Source organism: Streptomyces tremellae (assembly GCF_039540215.1).
Taxonomy (GTDB): domain Bacteria; phylum Actinomycetota; class Actinomycetes; order Streptomycetales; family Streptomycetaceae; genus Streptomyces; species Streptomyces tremellae.
In genome coordinates this window covers 82302-104573 of the sequence record NZ_BAABEP010000001.1, presented here as the reverse complement: position 1 = coordinate 104573, position 22272 = coordinate 82302, and the positions used below count along the sequence as shown (strand labels likewise).

Annotated in this window: 20 protein-coding genes; 6 read left to right on the top strand and 14 right to left on the bottom strand. The window is 72.2% G+C overall.

The window, feature by feature from the left end; all coding sequences use genetic code 11:
- The first annotated feature begins 22 nt into the window (after positions 1-22).
- Both ABEA77_RS00455 and ABEA77_RS00450 read left to right on the top strand, forming a co-directional pair.
- Positions 23-883: an ABC transporter permease gene (locus ABEA77_RS00455; RefSeq protein WP_345639740.1), complete on the top strand. Its 861-nt coding sequence runs from the start codon at positions 23-25 to the stop codon at positions 881-883.
- Positions 884-1011: 128 nt separating this feature from the next.
- The gene (locus tag ABEA77_RS00450; RefSeq protein WP_345639738.1) at positions 1012-2379 is read left to right on the top strand and encodes an MFS transporter; all 1368 of its coding nucleotides are present in this window, start codon (positions 1012-1014) and stop codon (positions 2377-2379) included.
- A gap of 56 nt (positions 2380-2435) precedes the next feature.
- Here the strand turns inward: ABEA77_RS00450 and ABEA77_RS00445 are convergent, their stop codons facing one another.
- From ABEA77_RS00445 to folP, 8 genes are all read right to left on the bottom strand, one after another.
- Positions 2436-3350: a LysR family transcriptional regulator gene (locus ABEA77_RS00445; protein ID WP_345639736.1), complete on the bottom strand. Its 915-nt coding sequence runs from the start codon at positions 3348-3350 to the stop codon at positions 2436-2438.
- Between the two features lie 78 nt (positions 3351-3428).
- Positions 3429-5087, bottom strand: coding sequence for an MFS transporter (locus ABEA77_RS00440; protein ID WP_345639734.1), 1659 nt, complete (start codon positions 5085-5087; stop codon positions 3429-3431).
- Between the two features lie 203 nt (positions 5088-5290).
- A complete protein-coding gene (locus ABEA77_RS00435; protein WP_345639732.1) occupies positions 5291-6322 on the bottom strand; it encodes a chorismate-binding protein in 1032 nt (343 codons plus the stop codon).
- A 61-nt stretch (positions 6323-6383) separates the two neighbouring features.
- Positions 6384-7253, bottom strand: coding sequence for a bifunctional 5,10-methylenetetrahydrofolate dehydrogenase/5,10-methenyltetrahydrofolate cyclohydrolase (locus ABEA77_RS00430; protein ID WP_345639730.1), 870 nt, complete (start codon positions 7251-7253; stop codon positions 6384-6386).
- A gap of 85 nt (positions 7254-7338) precedes the next feature.
- Positions 7339-8244, bottom strand: coding sequence for a formyltetrahydrofolate deformylase (gene purU, locus ABEA77_RS00425; RefSeq protein ID WP_345639729.1), 906 nt, complete (start codon positions 8242-8244; stop codon positions 7339-7341).
- Complete coding sequence (locus tag ABEA77_RS00420; protein WP_345640185.1) at positions 8241-9113, bottom strand: methylenetetrahydrofolate reductase; 873 nt, start codon at positions 9111-9113, stop codon at positions 8241-8243. Before ABEA77_RS00420 ends, purU begins: the two co-directional genes overlap by 4 nt.
- Before the next feature lie 145 nt (positions 9114-9258).
- The gene (locus ABEA77_RS00415) at positions 9259-10605 is read right to left on the bottom strand and encodes an aminomethyl transferase family protein (RefSeq protein WP_345639727.1); all 1347 of its coding nucleotides are present in this window, start codon (positions 10603-10605) and stop codon (positions 9259-9261) included.
- 181 nt (positions 10606-10786) lie between these two features.
- Complete coding sequence (gene folP, locus ABEA77_RS00410; protein ID WP_345640183.1) at positions 10787-11602, bottom strand: dihydropteroate synthase; 816 nt, start codon at positions 11600-11602, stop codon at positions 10787-10789.
- A gap of 378 nt (positions 11603-11980) precedes the next feature.
- On the opposite strand from folP, the gene ABEA77_RS00405 reads away from it, so the two are divergent.
- A complete protein-coding gene (locus ABEA77_RS00405; protein ID WP_345639726.1) occupies positions 11981-12913 on the top strand; it encodes a LacI family DNA-binding transcriptional regulator in 933 nt (310 codons plus the stop codon).
- A 76-nt stretch (positions 12914-12989) separates the two neighbouring features.
- On the opposite strand, the gene ABEA77_RS00400 is transcribed toward ABEA77_RS00405, so the two are convergent.
- From ABEA77_RS00400 to ABEA77_RS00385, 4 genes are read right to left on the bottom strand one after another with little or no spacing between them, the layout of a single operon-like run.
- The gene (locus tag ABEA77_RS00400) at positions 12990-13784 is read right to left on the bottom strand and encodes an HpcH/HpaI aldolase family protein (RefSeq protein WP_345639724.1); all 795 of its coding nucleotides are present in this window, start codon (positions 13782-13784) and stop codon (positions 12990-12992) included.
- Positions 13769-14554: a 2-oxo-hept-4-ene-1,7-dioate hydratase gene (gene hpaH / locus ABEA77_RS00395; RefSeq protein WP_345639722.1), complete on the bottom strand. Its 786-nt coding sequence runs from the start codon at positions 14552-14554 to the stop codon at positions 13769-13771. Before hpaH ends, ABEA77_RS00400 begins: the two co-directional genes overlap by 16 nt.
- A complete protein-coding gene (locus ABEA77_RS00390; protein ID WP_345639720.1) occupies positions 14555-15289 on the bottom strand; it encodes a GntR family transcriptional regulator in 735 nt (244 codons plus the stop codon).
- On the bottom strand, positions 15286-16710 hold the full coding sequence (locus tag ABEA77_RS00385) for a fumarylacetoacetate hydrolase family protein (RefSeq protein WP_345639718.1): 1425 nt from the start codon (positions 16708-16710) through the stop codon (positions 15286-15288). Before ABEA77_RS00385 ends, ABEA77_RS00390 begins: the two co-directional genes overlap by 4 nt.
- Positions 16711-16739: 29 nt before the next feature.
- Between ABEA77_RS00385 and ABEA77_RS00380 the strand changes: the two genes are divergently transcribed.
- Entirely contained in the window at positions 16740-17414 is a 675-nt protein-coding gene (locus ABEA77_RS00380) for a GntR family transcriptional regulator (RefSeq protein WP_345639717.1), read from the top strand.
- Here ABEA77_RS00380 and ABEA77_RS00375 read toward each other — a convergent pair whose 3' ends face one another.
- Complete coding sequence (locus tag ABEA77_RS00375) at positions 17415-18731, bottom strand: DUF3500 domain-containing protein (RefSeq protein ID WP_345639715.1); 1317 nt, start codon at positions 18729-18731, stop codon at positions 17415-17417. It lies immediately after the preceding gene.
- 83 nt (positions 18732-18814) lie between these two features.
- Positions 18815-19864 carry an amidohydrolase family protein gene (locus ABEA77_RS00370; protein ID WP_345639713.1) on the bottom strand — a complete coding sequence of 350 codons (1050 nt, stop codon included), beginning with the start codon at positions 19862-19864 and terminating at the stop codon, positions 18815-18817.
- 269 nt (positions 19865-20133) lie between these two features.
- Here ABEA77_RS00370 and ABEA77_RS00365 point away from each other — a divergent pair, with 269 nt between their 5' ends.
- Together ABEA77_RS00365 and ABEA77_RS00360 are read left to right on the top strand one after the other, a co-directional pair.
- The gene (locus ABEA77_RS00365; RefSeq protein WP_345639711.1) at positions 20134-20874 is read left to right on the top strand and encodes a dienelactone hydrolase family protein; all 741 of its coding nucleotides are present in this window, start codon (positions 20134-20136) and stop codon (positions 20872-20874) included.
- Between the two features lie 75 nt (positions 20875-20949).
- Positions 20950-22230, top strand: a complete 1281-nt coding sequence (locus ABEA77_RS00360; protein ID WP_345639710.1) for an FAD-dependent monooxygenase — start codon at positions 20950-20952, stop codon at positions 22228-22230.
- Positions 22231-22272: the final 42 nt, after the last annotated feature.

Here is a 22272-nt window from a genome sequence, read left to right as displayed (position 1 = left end):
GGACAGACGAAGGGACGACAGGGTGCTGACAGCGACGAGCAGTGTGGTTGGCAAAGGGGACACCCCTCCGGCCGTCGCGCGGAAGAAGAAGGCGGGGAACCTGCGTGAGAGCGCCCTCGTCGTGGGACTGAGGACCGGTGTGATCGTCCTCGTCCTCGTCCTCTGGCAGGTCATGAGCGGCCCGGTCCTGCCGGAGTACGCGGTCAGCAAGCCGACGTCGGTCGCCGTGGCGGTGTGGGACCTGCTGACGTCGTCGGCGGGCTGGACGAACATCGAGACGACGGCGGTCGAGGTGGCCGCCGGATTCGTCATCGGTGTGGCGATCGGCAGTGTGATGGGGGTGCTCCTCGGCACCTTCAAGCTGGCCGGACGGGTTCTCGAACCGCTCGCCGCCGCCTTCAACGGCATCCCCAAGATCGCGATCGCGCCCCTCTTCGTGCTCTTCTTCGGGCTCGGCGAGTACTCGAAGATCGCGATCGCCGTCACGGGCGTGGCCTTCATCATGTTCTACAACCTCTACCTGGGGCTGCGGCTCGTGGACCGCGAACTCAACGAGATCATCCGCGTGATGGGCGGGCGCGGCAGGCACGTGCTCACGTACGTCACGATCCCCACCCTGGCGCCTCCGTTCTTCGCGGGGCTCAAGGCCGGCGGCCCGCTCGCCATCCTGGGGGTCATCGGCGGCGAGTTCATCGCCTCCTTCAACGGTCTCGGGCACCTGCTGTTCACGGATGCCATGGCACTCGACTCCGCCGGTGTGTTCGCCGGACTCATCGTCCTGGTGGCGATGTCACTGATCCTCAACAGCCTTTTGACGCAGCTGGACAACTACGTCCTCAAGCGACTCGGGCTCGGCAAACGGGCGGGCCAGGCGCAGGTGTAGCGCGCCGCGAGCCGCCCGGCCCGGCCGGCGAATGTCCACGACAACTTTGTGAGGTGCATCATCGTGCTCGACTCGGAGATGGCGCAGTGGGCCGGGGCGGTCGGCCCCGGCCGTCAGGGGAGCCCGTCGTGACGGCCGTGGAACAGGCGCCGGCGGCGCTGCGGCGCACGCGGCGCGCCGTGTTCGGGGCGTCCTTCGGCTTCTTCGTCGACATGTTCGACGTGTATCTGCCGACGGTGGCCCTCGTGCCCGCGATGAACTACTTCACCCCCGACAGCATGCCGGAGGGCCCCCGGGCGATCCTCTCCGCGCTCATCTTCGTCGCGACCCTGCTCGGCCGCCCAGTGGGGTCGGTCGTCTTCGGCTGGTTCGCCGACCGGATCGGCCGCCGCCGCGTCACCCTCTTCTCCGTCACCGGCTGCGCGGTGTGCACGGCCCTCATCGCCGTACTGCCCGGATACGCCACGCTCGGCATCACCAGCACGGTCCTCCTGCTCGTGCTGCGGCTCGTCGACGGCGTCTTCATGGGCGGCGAGTACACCGGGGCGACCCCGCTCGCCATGGAGGCCTCGCCGCAGGGCAAACGCGGCTGGTACGGCGGCATGGTCGGCGCGGGCTCGGCGTTCGCGAACTGCGCGATCGCCGGAGTGACCCTCGTGGTCCTGCAGTTCGCGCACGAGGGCGGCCCCGGCTCGGCCTACTCGACCTGGGGCTGGCGCATCCCGTTCGCCGTCGGGGCCGTGTTCTGCGTGGTGTTCCTCGTGTACTACGCGCGTTCCGTGGAGGAGTCCGAGACCTGGCGCTCCGCACCCAAGGCGAAGAACCCCTTGCGCGAGATCGTGCTGGGCCGCTCGCGCCGCGACTTCGCCCAGGTCTTCGTCCTGATGACCGGCGTGTGGTTCGCCTCGGCGATCGCGTCGGGCCTCCTGCCGAGCGCCCTGCACAAGGAGGGCCACATCAGCTCGACGGAGGTGACGGGTGCCCTGGTCATCGCCCAGGGCGTGCACGCCCTCTTCTTCCCCTTCATGGGACTGCTGAGCGAGCGCATCGGGCGGCGCACATTCATCGCGTGGAACGGCGTCGGTGTGGGCGTCCTGTGCGCCGGCGCGTTCGCGGCGCTCGCGCTCGGCAGATGGAACGGCTTCGGCGCCATCCTGCTGATCTCGTTCGTGGTGCGGGCCGCCGGAGGCAGTGTGTTCTCCGTCATGCCGTCCTACCTGTGCGAGCGGTTCCCGCCCGCCACGCGCGGCAGCGGCTTCGGCCTCGGCTACAGCACGCCCCTGTTGATCACGTCGTTCTACGCCTACTACCAGGACTGGCTCGGGCACCTCATCTCCGAGGACTACACATCGGTGGTGCTTCTCGTCCTCGGCGGCGCGCTGATCTCCTGCGGTGCGCTGATCGGCCCCGAGACCCGCCACATCGACCTCGCGAGCGACGGCACCGCGGACGAGCCGGCGGGCGCGCTCGACGGCGTACCGGCGTCCCGGGCGTAGCCCCGGTCGCCGGGGCCGGGCGGCGGGGCCGTACGCCCGGCGCCCACGGCGCTCCGCTAGACGTCGGCGCCGGGGAGCGCTGGATTCTCCCTGAACCACGCCGTGAGAAAGTCGAGGAACACACTGACCTTGCGGGGGACGGCGGCACCGGGGCCGTAGACCGCGTAGAGCGGGCACTCGGGCGTGCCGGCCTCGGTGAGCAGAGGGAGGAGGCTGCCAGAGAGCACCTCCTCCCCTGCCGTCCGCAGGGGGAGCAGCGCGATGCCGCGGCCCTGCACCGCCGCCTCCCTCAGCGCCCGATAGGAGTTGGAGCAGTAGACGGCGCCGCGCACCTTGTGCTGCGGGCAGCCGGGCTCGCGGCCGAGGCGCCAGACCGGCTCGTCGCTGTGGACCAGGCAGTCGTGCCCCGCGAGGTCGTCGGGGCGTATCGGTGCCCCACGCAGCCCGAGGTAGCCCGCGGAGGCGCAGAGGACGGAGGGCAGTGCAGTGATCTTCCGCAACCGGACGCTGGAGTCCCGGAGTTCGCGTGTGTGCAGGGCGACGTCGTAGCCGCTGTCGAGGAAGCCGTACGTGCGGCCCGACGCCTCCCCGAGGTCGAACCGCACCTGGATCCTCGGGTGCCGGGTCGCGAAGGCGGCCATCGCCTCCCCGAGGCCGAGGTCGCAGGCCCACTGCGGCGCGACGACGCTCAGCGCCCCCTCGGCCCGGTCATGGAGCTCGGAGATCCCCGCCTCCTCTGCGGCGATCTCGCCCAGGACGCGGGCCGCGAACTCGGCGTAGCGCGCCCCCGGTTCGGTGAGGCTGACCGAGCGGGCCGTCCGGTTGAGCAGTGTGACGCCCAGCTGCCGCTCCAACTCGGCGACATGCCTCGACACGAGGGAGCTGGAGAAGTTGAGCTCTCTGGCGGCCCCGCTGAAACTGCCGGTCCTCGCGACCGTCGCGAAGCTGTGCATCAGGGACAGGCGGTCCATGGCCCTCCTCCCCCGCGTACGCGGTGCGACACCTCTCCGGCCCGGAGCGCCGCCCCGGCGGCATTCTACTAGAACGATCTACATCGATCCAGGCTGGTCCGGGGCGCTCCGGACCGGTCCGGTGCGCGAAACGGCAGCACCGCCGGCCGCCGCCGCGGGCTCGGGCTTTTCCTGCGGAGCGCGGCCGCGCAGCCCGATCGTGAGGAGTGCCACCGCCGCGGCCACGAGCAGACCGACGCCGCTCACCAGGGCGCAGACATGCAGCGCGTCCGTGAAGCCCGCGCCGTACGCGGTGACGGCGCGCCCGGTCGCCGCCGCGGTGTCCAGCCTCAGGAAGGCCCCGGCCTGGATGCCGATGCGCGACACGACGCCGCCCACCCGGCCCTGGTCCGCGGGGCTCAGGCCGGAGGCGGCGAGGTGTCCGGGAAGCGCGGCGACGGTGCGGTCGGTGAGGACGGCCCCGAAGACGGCGGGGCCGAGCGCGCTGCCGATCTGGCGCAGGGCGCTGTTGGCCGCTCCCGCCGTGCCGGCGATGGGGCGGGGGACGCTGTTCATCGCGATGGTGGTGACCGGCGCGAGGGCCAGCGCGATCCCGACGCCCAGGACGGCGATCACCAGCGCGGCCGTGCCGGTTCCCGTCGAGGCGTGGAAGAAGCACACGCACAGCGCCCCGGCGCCGCCGACGACGAGTCCTGCGAAGAGGAGGAAGCCGGGTCCTGTGCGGTTGATCAGCCGTCCGACCAGCGGGGCGAGCGCCACGGTGACGCCGTTGAGCGCGAGCAGCCGGACGCCGATGTCGAGTGTCGAGGCACGGTGGACGAGCCCGAAGTACTCGCTCAGCGCGAAGACCAGGCCGACTTGGGCGAACAGTGTGACGGCCATGACGAACGCCGCCCCTGAGAAGGCCCGCGAACGGAAGAGGCCCATGTCCAGCATGGGGAACGGGGAGCGCAGCTCCACCGCGACGAAGGCCGCGAAGGCGGCAGCGGACACGAGCAGGGAGACGACCGCCTGGGCGGAGGCCCAGCCGGTGCTGCCGCCCTCGATCACACCGTAGACCGCCGCGGTGATCGCGACGGCGGCGAGTATCTGGCCCGGCACGTCCAGGTGGGGCTCGCGCGACGAGCGTGACTCCTCGATGAGGAGTCCACCCGCCACCGCGGCGATGACGCCGATGACGAGCGAGGGCAGGAAGATCCAGCGCCAGCTCAGGTGCTCGACGACCACACCGTTGATGATCGGGCCGAGCGCGAGCCCGAGCCCCAGCGAGGCGGTCCACAGTGTGATCGCGCGGGCGCGACTGCGGTGGTCGGGGCAGACATGGCTGATCAGCGCCAGCGTCGAGGGGAGCAGCGCGGCGGCCCCGATGCCGGTCAGCGCCTGGCCCACGCAGACGAGGACGACGCCTGGCGCGGTCAGGCACACCAGGCAGCCGACGCAGAAGAGGACGAGGCCCGCGAGGCAGACCTTCTTGCGCCCGCGCAGCTCGCCGAGCACGCCGAAGGTGAGCAGGAGGGCCGCGGTCGGCAGGATGAAGGCGTCGGTGACCCACTGGAGTTCCGCCGTGGAAGCGTCGAGTGCCTGCTGGATGACGGGCAGGGCAACCGCCACACCGACGACCGGCAGATAGGCGGCGAAGACCCCCGTACAGGCGAGCAGGATCGTGATCCTGGTCTGCCGGGCCGTGCCGGCTGACAGGGGAGGGGGCATCGAAGCGGACGGGGCGATGGCCGACATGGCACCTCGAAACATGGTCGCGGGGTTGTGGCGTGCGGGGTGGGGGAGGGGCGGCCGGCCGCTGCGGCGGGTGCGGACTGACTGCTGGGCCGGGGGCTGCGGGGACCATACAACGGGGCCGCCGCCGCGAGAGGGCCTCGCGAACGCAACCTAAGGTGAACCGAATCGGGGGTTCCGCGCCGAGCGGGTTGCAGGCCGCCGGCTCAGTGTGCGGCGGCTGGGCCGTTGGAGGCGATGCCCACGAGCCGCGCCGCCTTGAGCTCCGTCTCCTCCCACTCGCGCTCCGGGTCCGAGCCCCAGGTGATCCCCGCACCGGTGCCGAAGTTGAGTGTCCCCACAGCGCGGTCGATCCAGAACGTGCGGATGCCGACCGCGATCTCGGCGCGCATGCGATCGGCGTCGATCCAGCCTATGCCGCCGCAGTAGGGGCCGCGGGGCACGGTCTCCAGTGCGCGGATGATGCCGAGGGCGCTCTCCTTGGGCGCTCCTGTCACCGATCCCGGCGGGAAGGCCGCCGCCAGCAGCTCGGCCCAGCCGCTGCGCGGACCGAGGACGCCGCGGACGCTCGACACCAGGTGGACGAGCCCGGGGTACCGCTCGACGGCGCACAGCGCGGGGACGCTCACACTGCCCGTCGCACAGACGCGGCCGAGGTCGTTGCGTACCAGGTCCACGATCATGACGTTCTCGGCGCGGTCCTTCTCCAGGAGGTCGGCCTCGGTGCGGCCGGTGCCCTTGATGGGGCCCGAGTGGATCACCCGGCCGTCGCGGCGCAGGAACAGCTCGGGAGAGGCCGAGACCACCTCGACGCCGTGTTCCGGCAGCCTGACCAGCGCGGCGTACGGCGCCGGGTGGCGGGCCGGGAGGCGGTGGGCCAGGGCCTCGGCGTCCGCTTCAGGCGGCAGGGGCGCGGACAGCACACGGCAGAGATTGGCCTGGTAGACCTCGCCCGCCGCGATGTGTTCGCGGATGCGGCGCACACCCGCCGTGTAGGCGGAGCGGTCCAGCGAACTCGTCCACTGCGCCTGCCCAGGGCCCCGCCAGGCCGCGCCGTCCACCGCGCGCCGGGAGAGGGCACGGACGTCGCGGAAGCGCGCGCAGGTGAAGTGCCCCTCGAAATCGGCCACGACGGCCCAGAAGCCTTCGGAGTCGAGGGCCTCCGGGTCGTCGGTGACGTCGAGGAGGCCGTAGGCCGCGCGGTCGCGGAAGACAGCCAGCGGAGGAACGTGCTTCATGTCCTGCCCTTTTCGAGACCCGGGAGAGTGGCCGCGCGGGCACACGGCCCCGCCGCTGCGGTCACGCGGGCACGGCCGCGCGCTCCGCTTCCCACTCCGCGGCTTCGAGCGTATTGGCGAGGAGCATGGCGATGGTCATCGGCCCCACACCGCCGGGCACGGGGGTGATACGGCCCGCGACGCCTTCGAGTTCGGCCGCGCGTACGTCTCCTGCCAGGCCCTGCGGGGTGCGGTGGATGCCGACGTCGACGACGGTGGCACCTGGCGTGATGTGCTCGCGTCCGACGAGGCCGCGGACGCCGGTGGCGACCACCACGATGTCGGCGGGGCGGGTGGCCGCGGCCAGGTCGGCGGTGTACTCGTGGGCGACCGTCACGGTCGCGCCGCGCCGCAGCAGGAGCTGCGCCAGGGGGCGGCCGACGAGTTCGCCCCATCCCACGACGGTGACGCGGGCGCCCTTGAGCCCGACGCCCTCGGCGTCGAGGAGTTCGATGATGCCGCTCGGCGTGCAGGGGCGCAGCACCCGTTCGCCGCGGGCCAGCAGGCCCGCGCTGCCCGTGGTCAGCCCGTCGACGTCCTTGGCCACGGGAATGCGGTCGATCAGCGCGGGGGCGTCGAGGTGTGCAGGCAGGGGGAGTTGGATGAGGATGCCGTGGACCTCCGGGTCGGCGGCGAAGCGGTCGACGACCGCGGCAACGTCCTCCTGGGCCGCATGGCCGGGCAGGTGGCGGTGGACGTCGCGCATTCCGGCCTCGCGGACCGCACGGCGCTTCGCCCCCACATAGACGGCGCTGGCCGGGTCGTCACCCACCAGGACGGTGGCAAGACCCGGGGTCCGGCAGCGGCCTCCTGCCGTCAGCTCCGCGACCCGCTCGGCGACCCGGGTGCGTACGCTGCGGGCTGTCTCCCAGCCCTTGATGATGTGTGTCATGGCGGCAACCGCTTTCTCTCGGTGGGCCGTACCGTCCGCCGTGCCCCCTGCCCCTGCGGGTGGCCTCGGCGCACGGCAGGGCCGTTCAGGCGAAGACGATGGTGTGGTTGCCGTCGCGGATCACCCGGTCCTCGGCGTGCCAGAGCACCGCGCGGGAGAGCACGGCCCGTTCCACGTCGGCGCCGCGGCGCGCGAGGTCGGCGGTGGTGTCGGCGTGGGTGACGCGGACGACGTCCTGCTCGATGATCGGGCCCTCGTCGAGGTCCTCGGTCACGTAGTGGGCGGTGGCGCCCACCAGCTTCACCCCGCGCTCCTTGGCCTTGGCGTACGGGCCCGCGCCGATGAAGGCGGGGAGGAAGGAGTGGTGGATGTTGACGATCGGCACGCCGGCCTGCTCGATGAAGCCGGGCGAGAGGATCTGCATGTAGCGGGCGAGGACCACGAAGTCGACGTTGTCCTTGAGCAGGCGGAGGTGCTCGGCCTCGGCCGCGGACTTGTCCGTCCCTGCCGAGGGCACGTGGAAGAACGGGATGCCGAAGTTGCGCACCTCCTCGGCCACGTCCGGGTGGTTGGAGATCACCATCGGTATGCTGACGGGGAGTTGGCCCTGCCGGTGCCGCCAGAGCAGGTCGAGCAGGCAGTGGTCGGACCTGGAGGCGAAGACCGCCATCCGCTTCGGGACCGACAGGTCGCGCAGCGTGCAGGTGAGGCCGTACTTCGCGGCCGGCTCGTCGAGGTCGGCCCGGAGTTCGGGCAGGCGCGCCTGGAGGCCGTCCAGGGAGAAGACGGTGCGCTGGAAGAAGGAGCCGCCCTGCGGATTGTCCGAGTACTGGTCGAGAGCGACGATGTTGGCGCCGTGCCGGGCGAGCACCGAGGCGACGCCCGCGACGACGCCTGTGGTGTCGTCGCCCTGCACGATCAGCGAAGCCTGGTGGTCCGTCCCCCTGCCCTTGCCCGCGGTGCGGGCCGGTGCGGCCTGAGTGGCTGTCATACGTGGGCTTCCTTCTTGAACTCGGTGATCCATTCGGAGGTGGCCCGCAGGCCGCCGAAGGTGTAGAAGTGCACTTTCACGTCGCCGTGCAGCTCGGGTGCGTAACGGTCGGCGAGGGCGCGGAGGAAGCGGTCGGGGCCCGCCGTGCCCATGAGGTTGGTGAGGGAGAGGCCGTACTTCTTGGCGATGGAGGTGCTGGTGCCGACGCCGAAGCGGGCGGCATACGACATCAGCCGCCGCACGCCCGCAGGGCCCGGGACCCCGATGCGCACGGGCAGGGCGATGCCCTCGTCGCGCACCCTCTCGATCCAGGCGAGCACAGGGCCGACGTCGAAGCCGAACTGGGTGATGACGCTGCCGCCGAGCCCGTGCGCCGCGAGGGCGGCGGCCTTGTCCCGCAGTGCGGCCCACAGCACGTCCTCCGGGATGGCCGGATGGCCCTCGGGGTAGCCGGTGATGCCGACGTGCCGGACGCCGTACTCGCCCAGCAGCCCGGACTCGATCAGGGAGAGGGAGTCGGCATAGGGCCCTTCGGGACGGGCCGGATCGCCGCCGATCGCGAAGACGTCGGTGCCGGTGGCGTCGGCGCGCAGCCCCGCGAGGAACTCCTCGAACGCGGGGCGTGAACCGAGGCGCCTTGCGGAGATGTGCGGCACGGGGCGGAATCCGAGACGCTGCACAGCGCGGGCCGCTGCCAGCCTCATCGTCAGGTCCTCGTTCCCGAGGAAGGTGACGTTGACCCGGGTGCCCGCGGGGATGAAGGGGGCGGCCTCTTCCAGCTTGGGCACGTCTTTGCCGGTCATTTCCAGGGAGGAGTCGTCGAGCAGCGAGGTGCCGGCTGTGAGGGAGGACGCGTCGGGGTGGTTCATCATGCTCCTTGGGTGCGGCGGCACCGCGTCCCGGCGGCCGGCCGCCGGGACGTCCCCTTCGGGAGCGGCGCGGGGCGGCTCGGCCGGGTGGGGCGGGCGGCCACCGGTCGGCAGGCTGAGGCCCGGTGCGGGGTGCCGTACGGGATCAGGCGTCGCGGCGGTACTCGGTCCGCGCGTGTCGGTCGAACGGGCTCGGCTGGACGGTGGCGCGGATACGGGGGAGCCCGAGGTCCGCGTCGGGCGCGGTCCCGGGGCCCGGGTGCTCGCCCCACACCACCGCCACCTCGGTGCCGGGCCGTGCGTGGGAGGGGGCGACCAGGGTCTGGGCCAGGACGGTGCCGACCGGGTCGATGGTCGCCGCCTGCATGGTGACGCCGACAAGGCCCGTGGACGACTCCACCCGGTGGCGGGCGTAGCTGAGGTGGAAGCCCGGGTCCTCGCCGCCGCCGATCACCCGGCGGACGTCGTCGGGGTCGAGGACGAGCGTCACCTTCTTGCGCAGGCCCGGGTCTTCCTTGGCCTTGAGCAGGGCGTCCCTGCCGTGGAAGTCGTGGCCGAAGTGGATCATCTTGCCGTAGCCCAGCTCGAACGGGGAGACGTAGTAGTCCTCGATGTCCTCGGAGAAGAAGCTGCCGTTGAGCGGGCGCTTGCCCTCGATGCCGAAGAGGGGGAGCCACGCGCGGTACTCCGCGAGCCCGGGGTCGGAGTAGATGCCGGGCACGGGCGACGGGACCCAGCCGCTCTCCACGCTCGGGGTGGCGTAGGCGAGCGCGCCGACCTGGACGAGCCCGAGCGGTGCGCCCGCCGCCAGGAACGCCTCGTGCACGGCGGCCGCGTGCTCCCACGGGCCGATGAACTCGTAGCCTGCCTGCCCCGCCATGCCGTGGCGCAGCGCCTTGAAGGCGCGCCCTTCGAGTGTGACCGGTGTGGAGTGGAAGAACTTCGTCTCCGGGATGGCGCTGCCGAAGACCTTCCCGATGAGTTCCAGGGCCCCCGGCCCCTGGATCTGGTAGCGGAACAGCTTCGGGTCGCCGCCGCCGGGGCGGAAGGCGGAGGACGGGTCGGTGAAGAAGGAGACGTCGTAGCCCCCCTTCTCCGCGTGGTACTGCACCCAGTGCTGGGCGGCGGGGATGCCGCTGAGCAGGTAGGCGTTCTCACCCTCGCGGGACAGGATGCCGTCGGTGACGATGTGGCCCTGCCGGGTGACCGGCACGTACTGCTTGGCCTGTCCGACGGCGAACCTCTCGAAGTTGTTGGCGCCGTACTCCGCCAGGACACGGGTGGCGTCGGGGCCCTCGATCCACAGGTCGAACATGTGGTGGGACAGGTCGAGCAGGGCCACGCCCTCGTGCCACGCGCGCTGTTCCACGCGCCAGCCCGCGAACTCACGGTCCACCACCTCGGGCGTCCACGGCTCGGCGCCCGGCTGCCAGAGCAGTCCGACGGGCGATCCGGCCTTGTCGATGCCGTCCTGGAGGCTGGGAGTCGTCATGCGGGGTCCTTCTTTCGGAGAGGGGAACAGGGCCGGACAGCGCGCGCGATCCGGCGTCGGGGACTGACCGCTGCGCGGGGCAGGGGCGGCGTACATGGATACTTAATCGATCTAGTTATGTCGGTCGGAGCGCGGACTCTGAGCACGGGTCCCGAGCGAGGGTGCGGCTGACCGGCGGGCGTCAGGCGGGGGTGGGCGCGCGGCCGCCCGCTGCCCAGGCCGCCGCCATGCACACGGCGTGCAGGCCGGCGCGCACGTCGTGGACGCGTACGCAGGCGGCACCCGCGGCGGCGGCCAGCGCGGACACGGCCGCCGTCGCGGCGTCGCGCTCGTCGGGCGGGGGCGCGGGGGTGCCGCCCCGTTCGAGGGCCGCGCCGATGAACCGCTTGCGCGACGCCCCGACGAGCACGGGGAAGCCGGCCTCGCGCAGGGCGTGCAGCCCCGCGAGGAGCCGCCAGTCGTGGCCCGCGCGCTTGGCGAAGCCGAGGCCGGGGTCGAGGATGACGCGCTCGGGGGCGACGCCGGCCTCGACCAGCCCGGTGACCCGGTCGAGCAGTTCCGCGGTGACCTCGGACACGACGTCGCCGTAGGCGGCGCGCTCGTCCATCTCGCGGCTCGGGGCCCTCCAGTGCGCGGCCACATAGGGAACCCCTGCCGCGGCCACGGTGGCGGCCATGGCGGGGTCGGCAAGGCCGCCGCTGACGTCGTTGACCAGGCAGGCGCCCTCCTCCACCGCGACGCGCGCGATCTCTGCGTGCATGGTGTCCACGCTGACCGGCACCCCCGCCCTGGCGAGCTGCCGGATCACCGGGGCCACCCGCACCCGCTCCTCGTGCAGCGGGACGGGCAGGGCGCCCGGGCGGGTGGACTCGCCGCCCACGTCGATCAGGTCGGCGCCGCTCTCGGCCATCCGCAGCCCGTGTGCCACCGCCCGGCGCGTCCCCATGTGGAGGCCGCCGTCGGAGAATGAGTCGGGTGTGACGTTGAGTATGCCCATCACCAGGCATCTGCCGTGCCGGGGGAGCGGAAGGCCTTCGGGGAGCTGGGTCGGGTGCCCGGCGGCCAGGTGGCGCAGTGTGTCGATCATGGAGGAACCTCCTCCGCGCCCGGGCCGAGGGCCCGCGCGCTGGAAAGCTAAATCGATATGCCAGTCAGGTTACAAGCAACAGGTAAATCGTTCTAGTGGCATGGCTCGCTTTTTTCGCGCACGGCGCGCGGGACACGGCCGCGGGCCACCGGGGCGGGCGCCACCGCGCACTTCCGCGCGGCGGCACGGCCCGCGGCGCCCGTGGCGGGCCCGCTGACCGGTCCCTAGAATGACCGGGCGCCGACCCGCCGGAGGGCCCGGCGCGTGAACGGCGGCGGAGCAGGGGTGATGGGCGGTTCCCGGAGAGTCACGCTGAACGACGTGGCGGCGGCGAGCGGGGTGTCCCGCGCCACCGTCAGCTTCGTACTGAACGACGACCCTCACCAGACCATCTCGGCCGCGACCCGCGACCGGGTCAAGCAGGCCGCGAAGAAGCTGGGCTACGTGCCGCACGGCGTGGCCCGTGCGCTGCGGGAGGGCACGTCCCGCGTCGTCGTCCTCAACATCGAGGCGGGGTTCGAAGGGCACTACGCGCGCAGCTACATCGAGGGTCTCGACGCCGAACTCGCCGCCCACGAGTACGTCCTGCTCGTCCGGCACGGACACCACACCCCGCGGGCCACGCAGCAGGTGCTCGACGTGATCGCGCCCCGCGCCGTCATCCGCTTCGGCGAGACATACCTCACCGGCCGCGAACTCGACGACGTCGGCGGCGGATGGCGCGACGGGCTGGCCGCGCACTCGGCGCTCCAGCTGCGCCACCTCGTGGAGCACGGCCACATCGGGATCGCCGTGGCGCTGCCCGAAGCGGAGCCGCCGCTCGCGGCGACCCGCCTGAAGTTCACCGCCCAGGCCGCGCGCGGCCTGGGGCTGCGGCCGCCCGGCTCCTTCGTGGTGCCGCCCGAGCGCACCGCCTGCGCCCGCGCGCTCCAGACGTATCTCGTGGGCGCGCCCGAGGTGACCGCGATCGCGGGCTTCAACGACGACGTCGCGCTGCGCGTGCTGACGGCGCTGCGCGACCTCGACCGCCGCGTGCCCGAGGACATGGCCGTCATCGGCTTCGACGACAACGGCTACGGCGCGTACACGACCCCCCCGCTGACCACGGTCAAGGTCGATGCCGAGGCCCACGGAAGGCTCAGCGCGCGCCTCGCACTCGGCCTCGACACCGGCGGTCTGCGGCCCCCGCCCGCGCGGGTCGTCGTCCGCGGGTCCGTCTGACCTGACCGGTCCGAGCGGAGTGGCACTCCCGGTGGGGCCGGACCGGGAGCGCCACGGACGGTGGGGGGCCGCGTTCTCAGCGGGCGCGGAGCGCGGAGCCGCCGCCGAACCGCGCCGCGAACGACTCGGAGGCCCGGGCGAGCACCGTGACGTCGGCGCCGACCAGCACGAACGACGCACCCGCCGCCGCATAGGCGTCGGCGTAGGCCGGGTCGAACGCGTTGACTCCTGCCGGTGTGCCGGCGGCCCTGATGTCGGCGAGCGCGCCGCGCACCGCCGCCTCCACATCGGGATGGGTCTGCTGTCCGAGCAGGCCCATCGAGGCCGCCAGGTCCGAAGGGCCGACGAAGACGCCGTCCACCCCGTCCACCGCCGCGATCCCGGAGGCGTTCGCCACCGCCTCCGCGGTCTCGACCTGTACGAGGACCGAGACGTACGAGGACGCCTCGGCCAGGTAGTCCCCGACACGGTTCCAACGGGCCGACCGGGAAAGGGCCGACCCCACACCGCGGCGGCCGCGCGGCGGGTAGTGGGCGGCGGCCACCACCTCCCGTGCCTGCTCTGCCGACGAGACCATCGGCACCAGGATCGTGCGCGCGCCCAGGTCGAGCACCTGCTTGATGACGACGGGGTCGTCGCTGGGGACCCGTACCACCGCGTCGACCGGATACGCCGCGACTGCCTGCAACTGGCCGAGCACGGACGCGAGTCCGTTCGGGGCGTGCTCCATGTCGACGAGCAGCCAGTCGACGCCGCCGCCCGCGCAGATCTCCGCGACCAGCGGGCTGCCGCTGCACACCCACATCCCGGCGAGCGGCCGGTCGGCCGAGGCCAGGCTGTCGCGCAGCGTCGAAGTCACCGGAACCGGCATGTGATCGTCCCCATCTGTCCGTAGTCGCAGAGCACGACGTCGTCGCGCGACACCCACATCGGCCGGGTGAAGGAGCCGGCGAGCACGAGCTCCCCCGCTTCGAGCTTTTCACTGTGCCGGTGGAGCTTGTTGGCGAGCCAGGCGACACCGGACGCCGGGTGGTTGAGCACAGCGGCCGCGACCCCGCTCTCCTCGATGGTCTCGTTGCGGTACAGCAGCGCGGAGACCCAGCGGAGGTCCACGGCGTCGGGCCGCGCCGGATTGCCGCCGAGCACGATCCCGCCGTACGCGGCGTTGTCGGCGATGGTGTCGACGATCGTGCGACCCTCCAGCTCGATGTGGGAGTCGAGGATCTCCAGGGCAGGCACCACGTAGCGGGTGGCGCCGAGCACGTCGAAGAGGGTGCAGTGCGGCCCATCCAGCGGCTTGTCGAGCAGGAAGGCCAGTTCGACCTCGATGCGCACGTTGGAGAAGTCGTCGAAGGGGACGATCGCGCCGTTCTGCCACACCGTGTCGTCGAGGATGACGCCGTAGTCGGGCTCCGAGATACCGGTGGCCGATTGCATGGCCTTCGACGTCAGCCCGATCTTGTGGCCCACGAGGTGCCGCCCCGCCGCCGACTGCCGTCTGCGCCAGGCGCTCTGGATGGCATAGGAGTCCTCGACCGTGGCCTCGGGGTGGCGGGCGGTGATCCGGGGGACCACCGTGCGCTCCCTGCGGGCCTCGGACAGCTCGGCGGCCAGTCCTTCGATGGTCTCGTGCGGCAGCATTCACGCTCCTTCGGGGAAAGACGCGGGGAAAGATTCGGGGACGGGTCCGGGGCGGGTCTCGGGCAGGGAGAGGGCACAGGCGCTCGCCCGCGGGTGCCGCACCGCGAGGTCCGCGGTGAGGGAACCCTCGCGGTGTCGGCGCGCCGTGCGCTCGACCTCGTCGGCGGGCGCCCCGTCGGCGATGAGGTCGATCAGCGCCTCGTGTTCGCGCACGGCGGTCGCCGCGCGGCCCGGCGCGATGTCGAACAGCGCCCCGTGCAGATGCCCCAGCCTGACCCACTCGGTACGGATGATGTCGAGCAGCCGGGGGTTGGGGCACCGGGCGTACAGGGTGCGGTGCAGCTCCTGGTTGACCTCGCGGAAGACCCGCGGGTCGAGGTCGGGGAGCCCGCGGCGCACGACGTCGTTGAGCTCCCGCGCGCGGGCGATGTCGGCGGGGGCGAGGAACGGCCCCGAAAGGGCCGTCGCCGCCCCTTCGAGCACGCTGATCGCCTGCATGGCGAAGCGGTACTGGGCGCCGTCGACCGCGGCCACCCTGGCCCCGACGTTGCGCTCGAAGGTCACGAGGCCCTCGGCGGTGAGCGCGCGCACGGCCTCGCGCACCGGCACGACACTCATGCCGAGTTCGGTCGCGAGGGCGCTGAGCACCAGGCGGTAGCCGGGTCCGTAGACCCCGGCGGCGATGCGCTCCCGGATCCACCGGTGGGCCCTCTGGGACTTGCTCTCGCCGCTCACCGCAGGGCCCGCCACTCGGTATAACGGGCGCGCCAGGCCGCGTTCATCGGGAACAGCCCGTCCACGGGGTGTCCCGCCTTCACCTGCTCGGCGATCCACGCGTCCTCGTCCTCCTGGGCGAGTGCCGCGTCCGCGACCTCCTCGGCCAGCGCGGGCGGAATCACCACGACGCCGTCCGCGTCGGCCACGATCACGTCGCCCGGCAGGACCGTGGCGCCGCCGCAGGCGACGGCCAGGTCGTGGTCCCATGGCACGTGCCTGCGGCCCAGCACGGCGGGATGCCGGCCCGCGCCGAAGACGGGGATACCGACGGCGGCGACCGCTTCGGCGTCGCGCACCGCGCCGTCGGTCACGATGCCGGCTGCCCCGCGCACGTGCGCCCTGAGGGCCAGGACGTCCCCCAGCGTCGCGGCTCCCTGCTCGCCGCGCGCCTCGATCACCAGCACCTCGCCGGGCGCGACCGCGTCGAACGCCCGCTTCTGGGCGTTGTATCCGCCGCCGTGCGAGGCGAACAGGTCCTCGCGGTTGGGCAGGAATCTGAGGGTCCGTGCGCTTCCCACGATCCTGGCGCCCGGCGCCAGCGGGCGCGGCCCGTCGATCGACACGTTGTCGAGGCCCCGCTTGCGCAGCTGTGCGGAGAGCCCCGCCACCGGGGTGCGGGCGAGCTTGGCGCGCAGCTGTGGCGTGAGGGCGGCGTCCCGGGCCGCTGGGGCGGGCAGCGCGCCGAGGCCGGGGTCGAAGGGCACGAGCCCGGGGACCACAGTGGTGCGCAGCCGCCCCGAGGTGGGTGCCCCTGGGGCGTCCGGGGCGTCCACCTCCACCTCCACCACGTCCCCGGGGGCCAGCACGCGCACGCCCGCGGGCGTGCCGGTGAGAATGACGTCCCCCGGTTCGAGCGTCAGGTGCTGGGAGAGGTCGGCCACGATCTGTTCCAGAGGGAAGAGCAGACCCGCGGTGGTGTCCTCCTGGGCGGGCTCCCCGTTGACCCAGGTGCGGACGCGCAGGCCCGCGGGGTCGACCGCCACCGCGTCGAACGACCCGGGGCCGAGCGGTGTGAACCCGTCGCGGCCCCCGGCACGGAGGTCGGAGCCGCGGTCCTGGGCCCGCAGCTCGGCGATGCCGAGGTCGTTGGCCGCGGTCACCCGGTCCACGCACGCCCACGCCTCGGCGCGGCCCACGTGCCGCGCCGTCGTTCCCATGACGAGCGCGATCTCGCCCCCGCAGGTCAAACCCGCGGTGCTCACCGGGAGTTCGACCTCGCCGCCGGATGCGGCAAGGGAGCTTGCGGGCTTGAGGAGGTATTCGGGGAACGCGGGCCGTACACCGGCCTCGTCGGCCCGGGACGCGAAGCCGGTGCGGACCGCGACGATCTTCCCGGGACGGCGTGGTGCGGGGGTCCCGGTCCTGCCGGGTTCGGTCACTGTGTGCTCCCTTCAGTAGAATTCGTCCCATGCAGAGCAAAGCCGAGCGGTCCTTCCGTATCCTCAAGGAGCGGATCATGGACGGCACGTACGGGCCCGGCCATCGCTTGGTCATCGACCAGCTCGTGCGGGAGTACGGCATCAGTTCTGTGCCGTGGCGCGAGTCCCTGCGCCGGCTCGAAGCCGAGGGCTGGGTAGAGATCGTCCCGAACGTCGGGGCGCTGGTGCGCACCTTCGACACCGACGCCTGGCAGCAGGGCCTGAGCCTCCTCGCCAGGATCGGCGGCTACGCGACCGCGCTGTCCGCGCCGCGGCTGACCGAGGGCGACCTGGAGCGGGCGCACGGGCTCAACCGGCAGATGGGGGAGGCACTCGGCGCCTTCGACCCGGCGCGCTTCGGCCGCCTCAACCGCGAGTTCCACGAGCTGCTCGCCTCGCGGGCCGGGGACGAACGCCTCGTCACGATGGTGCACAACGAATGGGCGCGTCTTGAGGTGATCCGCAAGTCCGCCTTCTGGTACGCGCCGGGCCGGGCCGAGGCCGCCCTGGCGGAGCACGACGAGATCCTGGCGCTCATCGAGTCCGCGGCCGAGCCCGACGCCATCGAGACGGCGGCCAGGCAGCACGAGCTGCGGACCGTCGAGGCGGTGACGCGGTACGAGGCGGAGCTTCCGCGCGACCCGAACGGGACCGGCCATCGCTGATCACTCCCCGCCTCCGCGCAGGCGGTCGACCAGCACACGGCCGTAGTCGTTGCCGTTCGGGTGGCGCAGTGTGGTGTGCACGTGGAAGCGCGCGGGCAGGCGGTTGCCCAGCCACACACCGGCATGGTGGTCGAGCTCGGTGAGGATCACCGGGCTGTGCACCCGCAGGTAGAACGGCTGGGAGCCGTCGGTGGCGCCGTACCAGGCGAACCACGTCTCGTCCAGGTGGGCGTCGTGGAGGGCGAGCGTCGCCGCGCGCTGGTCCTCCTTGAGCAGCAGCAGGCAGTCCTCGACCAGCGCGCGCAGCAGTGTGCGCTGTTGCGGCGCGAGGCCGCCGCACCGTATCCCCTCGTACGGGACGACCCGGTTGTCCCGGAAGGCGCCGGCGACGTGGCGCTCGTCGGCCGGATGCAGCCGGCCCTCCGGCATCGCGGGGTCGAGGACCGACGTGTAGACGACCGCGCTCGCCCGCTGCTGAGCGGTGAGCGAGCCGGCGAGCCGGAGCGCGGCCTCCTCGCGGGCCGCGAACAGCGGCGGGCGCTCCTCGGTGAGGGCGGGCTCGGCCCCGAGGAAGACCGGCGCGATGACGTGCCGGCCGCCCGCGGAGACGAAGTTGACGGCCACATGGTGCCCGAACAGCTGCCAGCCCCAGGGCGCGAGCGGGTGGGGGCTGCCGAACAGGGAGAACCAGTAGCTGCGTTCGTTCATCACCTTCGGTAGGCCGACCAGTTCGCCCAGCACCCCGTTGAGCTCCATCGCGCCGGTGACCCGTTCGTAGCCCTCGGGGCTGAGCGAGGCGCGCACGACGTCGAGGACGGCCCGGACCTTCTCGGGCGCCAGGTCCTCCAGGCGCAGCCCGACCCGGTGGACGACGAACTCCGGGTTGCTCCATGCCCGCCACTCGCGGGCCGTGACGGAGTGGCCGACCGACTTCCGCTCCTCGCGGGACAGCGCGGCGAGCATCCGTTCAGCCGCCGACTGCGGCGCGTGGTCCAGGACCGGGTGCTCGGGCAGCTCGTAGAGCCCCGCGCGCACCGCCCCGTCGGTGGTGAGGCCCTTGAACGGCTCGTCGTACAGGGTGCGCCAGAACGCCAGGAGGTCGCGCAGGAACGGCGCCTCATAGCGGGCCCGGGTGAACTCCTCGTAGTCCAGGCCCCGGACGTCGGCGAGCCTGGGGTCGTCGAGGTCGAGGAGATAACGGGTGTAATCGTCGCCGGGCAGCTCGACAGCCTGCTCCCGCGCGGCGACGCGGGCGGTCGAGAAGAACCCGTCGATGTCCTGGTCGGGCTGTCCGCTCCGGTGGTCCTGCCGGCTCACGGGGCCTCCTCCTCTTCCTCGGACGGGGATACGCACATGGATAAGGCGCGGGTCGGACTCCTCCGACGCGGCGGCGGCGCGGGTCAGACCGGCAGCCTGAAGAGGCGCTTGGCATTGCCGGACAGCACCATCTCGCGCTCCTCGTCGGCGAGTTCCACGGTGTTCTGGAGGAAGTCGACGCCCTGGCTCATCCAGCCGTAGAAGACGGGGAACGAGGAGCCGAACATGTAGTGGTCGGAGCCGTTGACCTTGAGCGCGCACTCGACCTGGTCCTTGCCCCAGGAGTGCGGGTGGGTGAGGTCGAAGAAGATGTTGTTCTCCAGGTAGCTCTGGATCTTCTCCCCGCCGGTCGGGTCGAGGCGCGTGATGGCCTCCTTCTTGTTCGACTTGTGCGGGGTCAGCAGAGCCGTGTTGGCGAACCAGTTGCCGCCGAGCATGGTGTGGACGAAGCGCAGCCCCGGCATGCGGTCGAACATCCCGCTGAACAGCTCGCGGCCCACCGCGGTGCCCTGGTCCACGATGCGGCCGTACTCGCGCCGCAGGTTGGTGTAGTCGACGACGGAGCGCCACTCCACGGGCAGGGGCGTGTGGTGGACGACGACCGGGATGTCGAGCTTCTCGATGACCTTCAGGTACGGCTCGAAGACCGGGTCGTCCAGGTAGATCTGCCCGTAGTGGCAGGCGAGCTGCACGCCGACGACGCCGAGCTCCTTGACGCACCGCTCCAGCTCGTAGATGTTCTCCTTGCCGCCCCACGGCGGGACGCAGGCGGTGGCGAACAGGCGGTCGTCCGAGCGCTTCACGATCTCGTGCGCGTTGTCGTTGACCTCGCGGCAGGTCTCCAGGGGCAGCCACTCCTGCCACACGGGGACCCGCATGATCCCGTAGTCGACGCCCGCCTCGTCCATCGCGGCGAGCTTGGCCGCCGCACTGTAGTCGCCGTCGACGTAGTTGAGGTTCTGGAAGCCGGCCGGCTTCTCCAGGATCAGCTGCTTGCGGCCGTCGTCGAGCTCGGCGACCCGGGCGATCTCGCCGAAGCCGCGCGGGGCGCTGTCCAGGAAGCCGTTGAGGGTCTTCGGGTTCGAGAACAGGTCCTCGGGGAGGTGGTGGATGTTGATGTCTACGACCGTCATAGGGGCGTCCCTCTCGTCGTGCGCCGGGGTGCGCGGCTCTTGAATCCGACACGCGGCCGTCGGGCCGGACGGTGGCGTGGGAAGCTGCTCGCGGAACAGATCGTGTACGAAATGTGATAGGCACGCTAGCCCCGGCGGGCCACTATCGCAAGCGACATCGCAATTGAAATCGTACATGATCTCGTTTACGGTCGGTGTGTGCCGCGGCGCGACGGGACGCATCTCCTGCCTCCCGAGCGCGCCGCCTGCGGGAAGGGGGACGTGTGCGGATGAGTGGTGTGACCTCCTACGAGGTCGAGTACCGGCACGGGGCGACCCGGATGGTCGGCCAGATGTGCGTGCCGGACGCCCCCCGCGGGGACACGGCCGTTCTGCTGCTGCCCGACGCCTACGGCGTCACCGGTCACGCGATCGGTCTCGGTCGGCGCCTGGCGGAGCATGGCCGCCCGGTCCTCGTCGCCGACCTGTGGGGCGAGCGCCGTCTGCCCTCGGGCCAGGCCGAGTTCGGCCCGCTGATCGGCGCCATGGCGGCCGACCGGGGCCGCTGGCTCGGCCGGGTGGCCGCCGCGCACGCCGCGCTCCTGGCCGGGCCCGGGCTCGGGGCGGCCCGCGTGGTGGCGCTCGGCTACTGCTTCGGCGGCTCGTCCGCGCTGGAACACGCCCGTACGGGCGCCGAGTTGGCCGGTGTGATCAGCGTCCACGGCGGCCTTGACATCCTCGGGTCCGACTGGTCGGCCGCGCGCCCCACCTCCGTGCTCGTCTGCTCGGGCGCCGACGACCCTATGGCCACGCCCGGGATGCGCGCGGACCTCACCTCGGCGATGGACACGGCGGGCGTCGACTGGCAGACACACCTCTACAGCGGCACCGTGCATGCCTTCACCAGCCCCATGGCGAAGTCCTCCCCGGCCCCGGACACCGTCTCCTACCACGCGCGGAGCACCGGCAGGGCCTGGACAGCCACCCTCGACTTCCTCCGAGAGACCGACGGCGCGAAGCCGACCACCTGAGTACCCGGCCACCGCGTCTGGCCCCCGGTGCGAACGCCGGCGGCGCGGCCGCACACCGACCCGAGGATCATCCCCATGACCGACACGTCCCTCGACATCGCGATCATCGGCGCGGGCCCGGCGGGCCTGGCCGCCGCGCTCCGCCTGCACCAGCGGGGCTTCAGGCCCCGGATCTACGAGACCGTCCCCGAACTCAGGCCGCTCGGCGTGGGCATCGACGTCAAGGTCTACGGCACCAGGGAACTCGAAGAGCTGGGACTGCTCGACGCCTTCCGCGAGATATCCGTCGACGCCAAGGACTCGATCTTCTACAACAAGTACGGGCAGGAGATCTACGCCGAGCTCTGCGGTGTGCACATGGGCTACCTCCACGAGCAGCGCTTCGTGCACCGCGGCCGCCTCCAGATGCTCCTCTACCGCACCGTGCTCGACCGGCTCGGTGAGGACGCGGTCAGGCTCGGCGTGCGCTGTACCGGATACACCAACCACGACGACCGGGTCACGCTCGACCTCGTGGACCAGGAGGGGAACACCTCCCGGGTGAGCGCGGGCCTGGCCGTCGCGGCAGACGGCATCAACTCCGCCATCCGCAGGCAGATGCACCCGGACGCCTCCGAGCCCGTCTACTCCGGCATCACGATGTGGCGCGGCACGACCCTCATGGAGCCCTTCGGCAGCGGCGGCACCATCCTGCACATCGGCGCGCCGCAGAGCTCCAGCATGATTGTCTACCCGATCGCCGACGACTACGAGGGCACCGGCAAGACACTGGTCAACTGGGTCGTCGAGGCCACGCGCGAGGAGTCGGTCGAGGACTGGAACCAGCGCGGCGGCGTCGACGAGATCCTGCCCTACTACGACCGGTGCGACATCGTGCACCTCGACGTGCAGGAGATGATGCGCAACGCGCGCGAGGTCTACCTGTTCCCGCTCATCCGCCACGACCCGCTGGACACGTGGACCGACGGCCGGATGGTGCTGATCGGCGACGCCGCGCACGCGATGTACCCGCGCGGCGGCAACGGCGCCTGCCAGGCCATCGTCGACGGCGGCGCCCTCGCCGAGAAGCTGGCCACCGTCGGGGACGTACCCGCGGCCCTGAAGGCCTTCGAGGACCAGCGCCTCGAAGCGGTGAACGGGATCGTGCTGGCCCACCGCGGCGAGGGGTACGAGGTGATCCGCCGCATGGTCGAGGACCGCACGGGCGGCGAGCGGTTCACCGACATCGAGGAGGTGCTCCCGCTGGCCGAGGCCGACGCCATCTTCAGCAAGTACCACGCCCTCGTCGGCCAGCCGAGGCCCGGCCACGAGGCCGGTGACACGACCGGGTTCCGCACCGAGCACGCCGACCGCTGACGCCGCGGTGGCGGCCCGGCCCCCGGGCCGCCACCGCGCCCG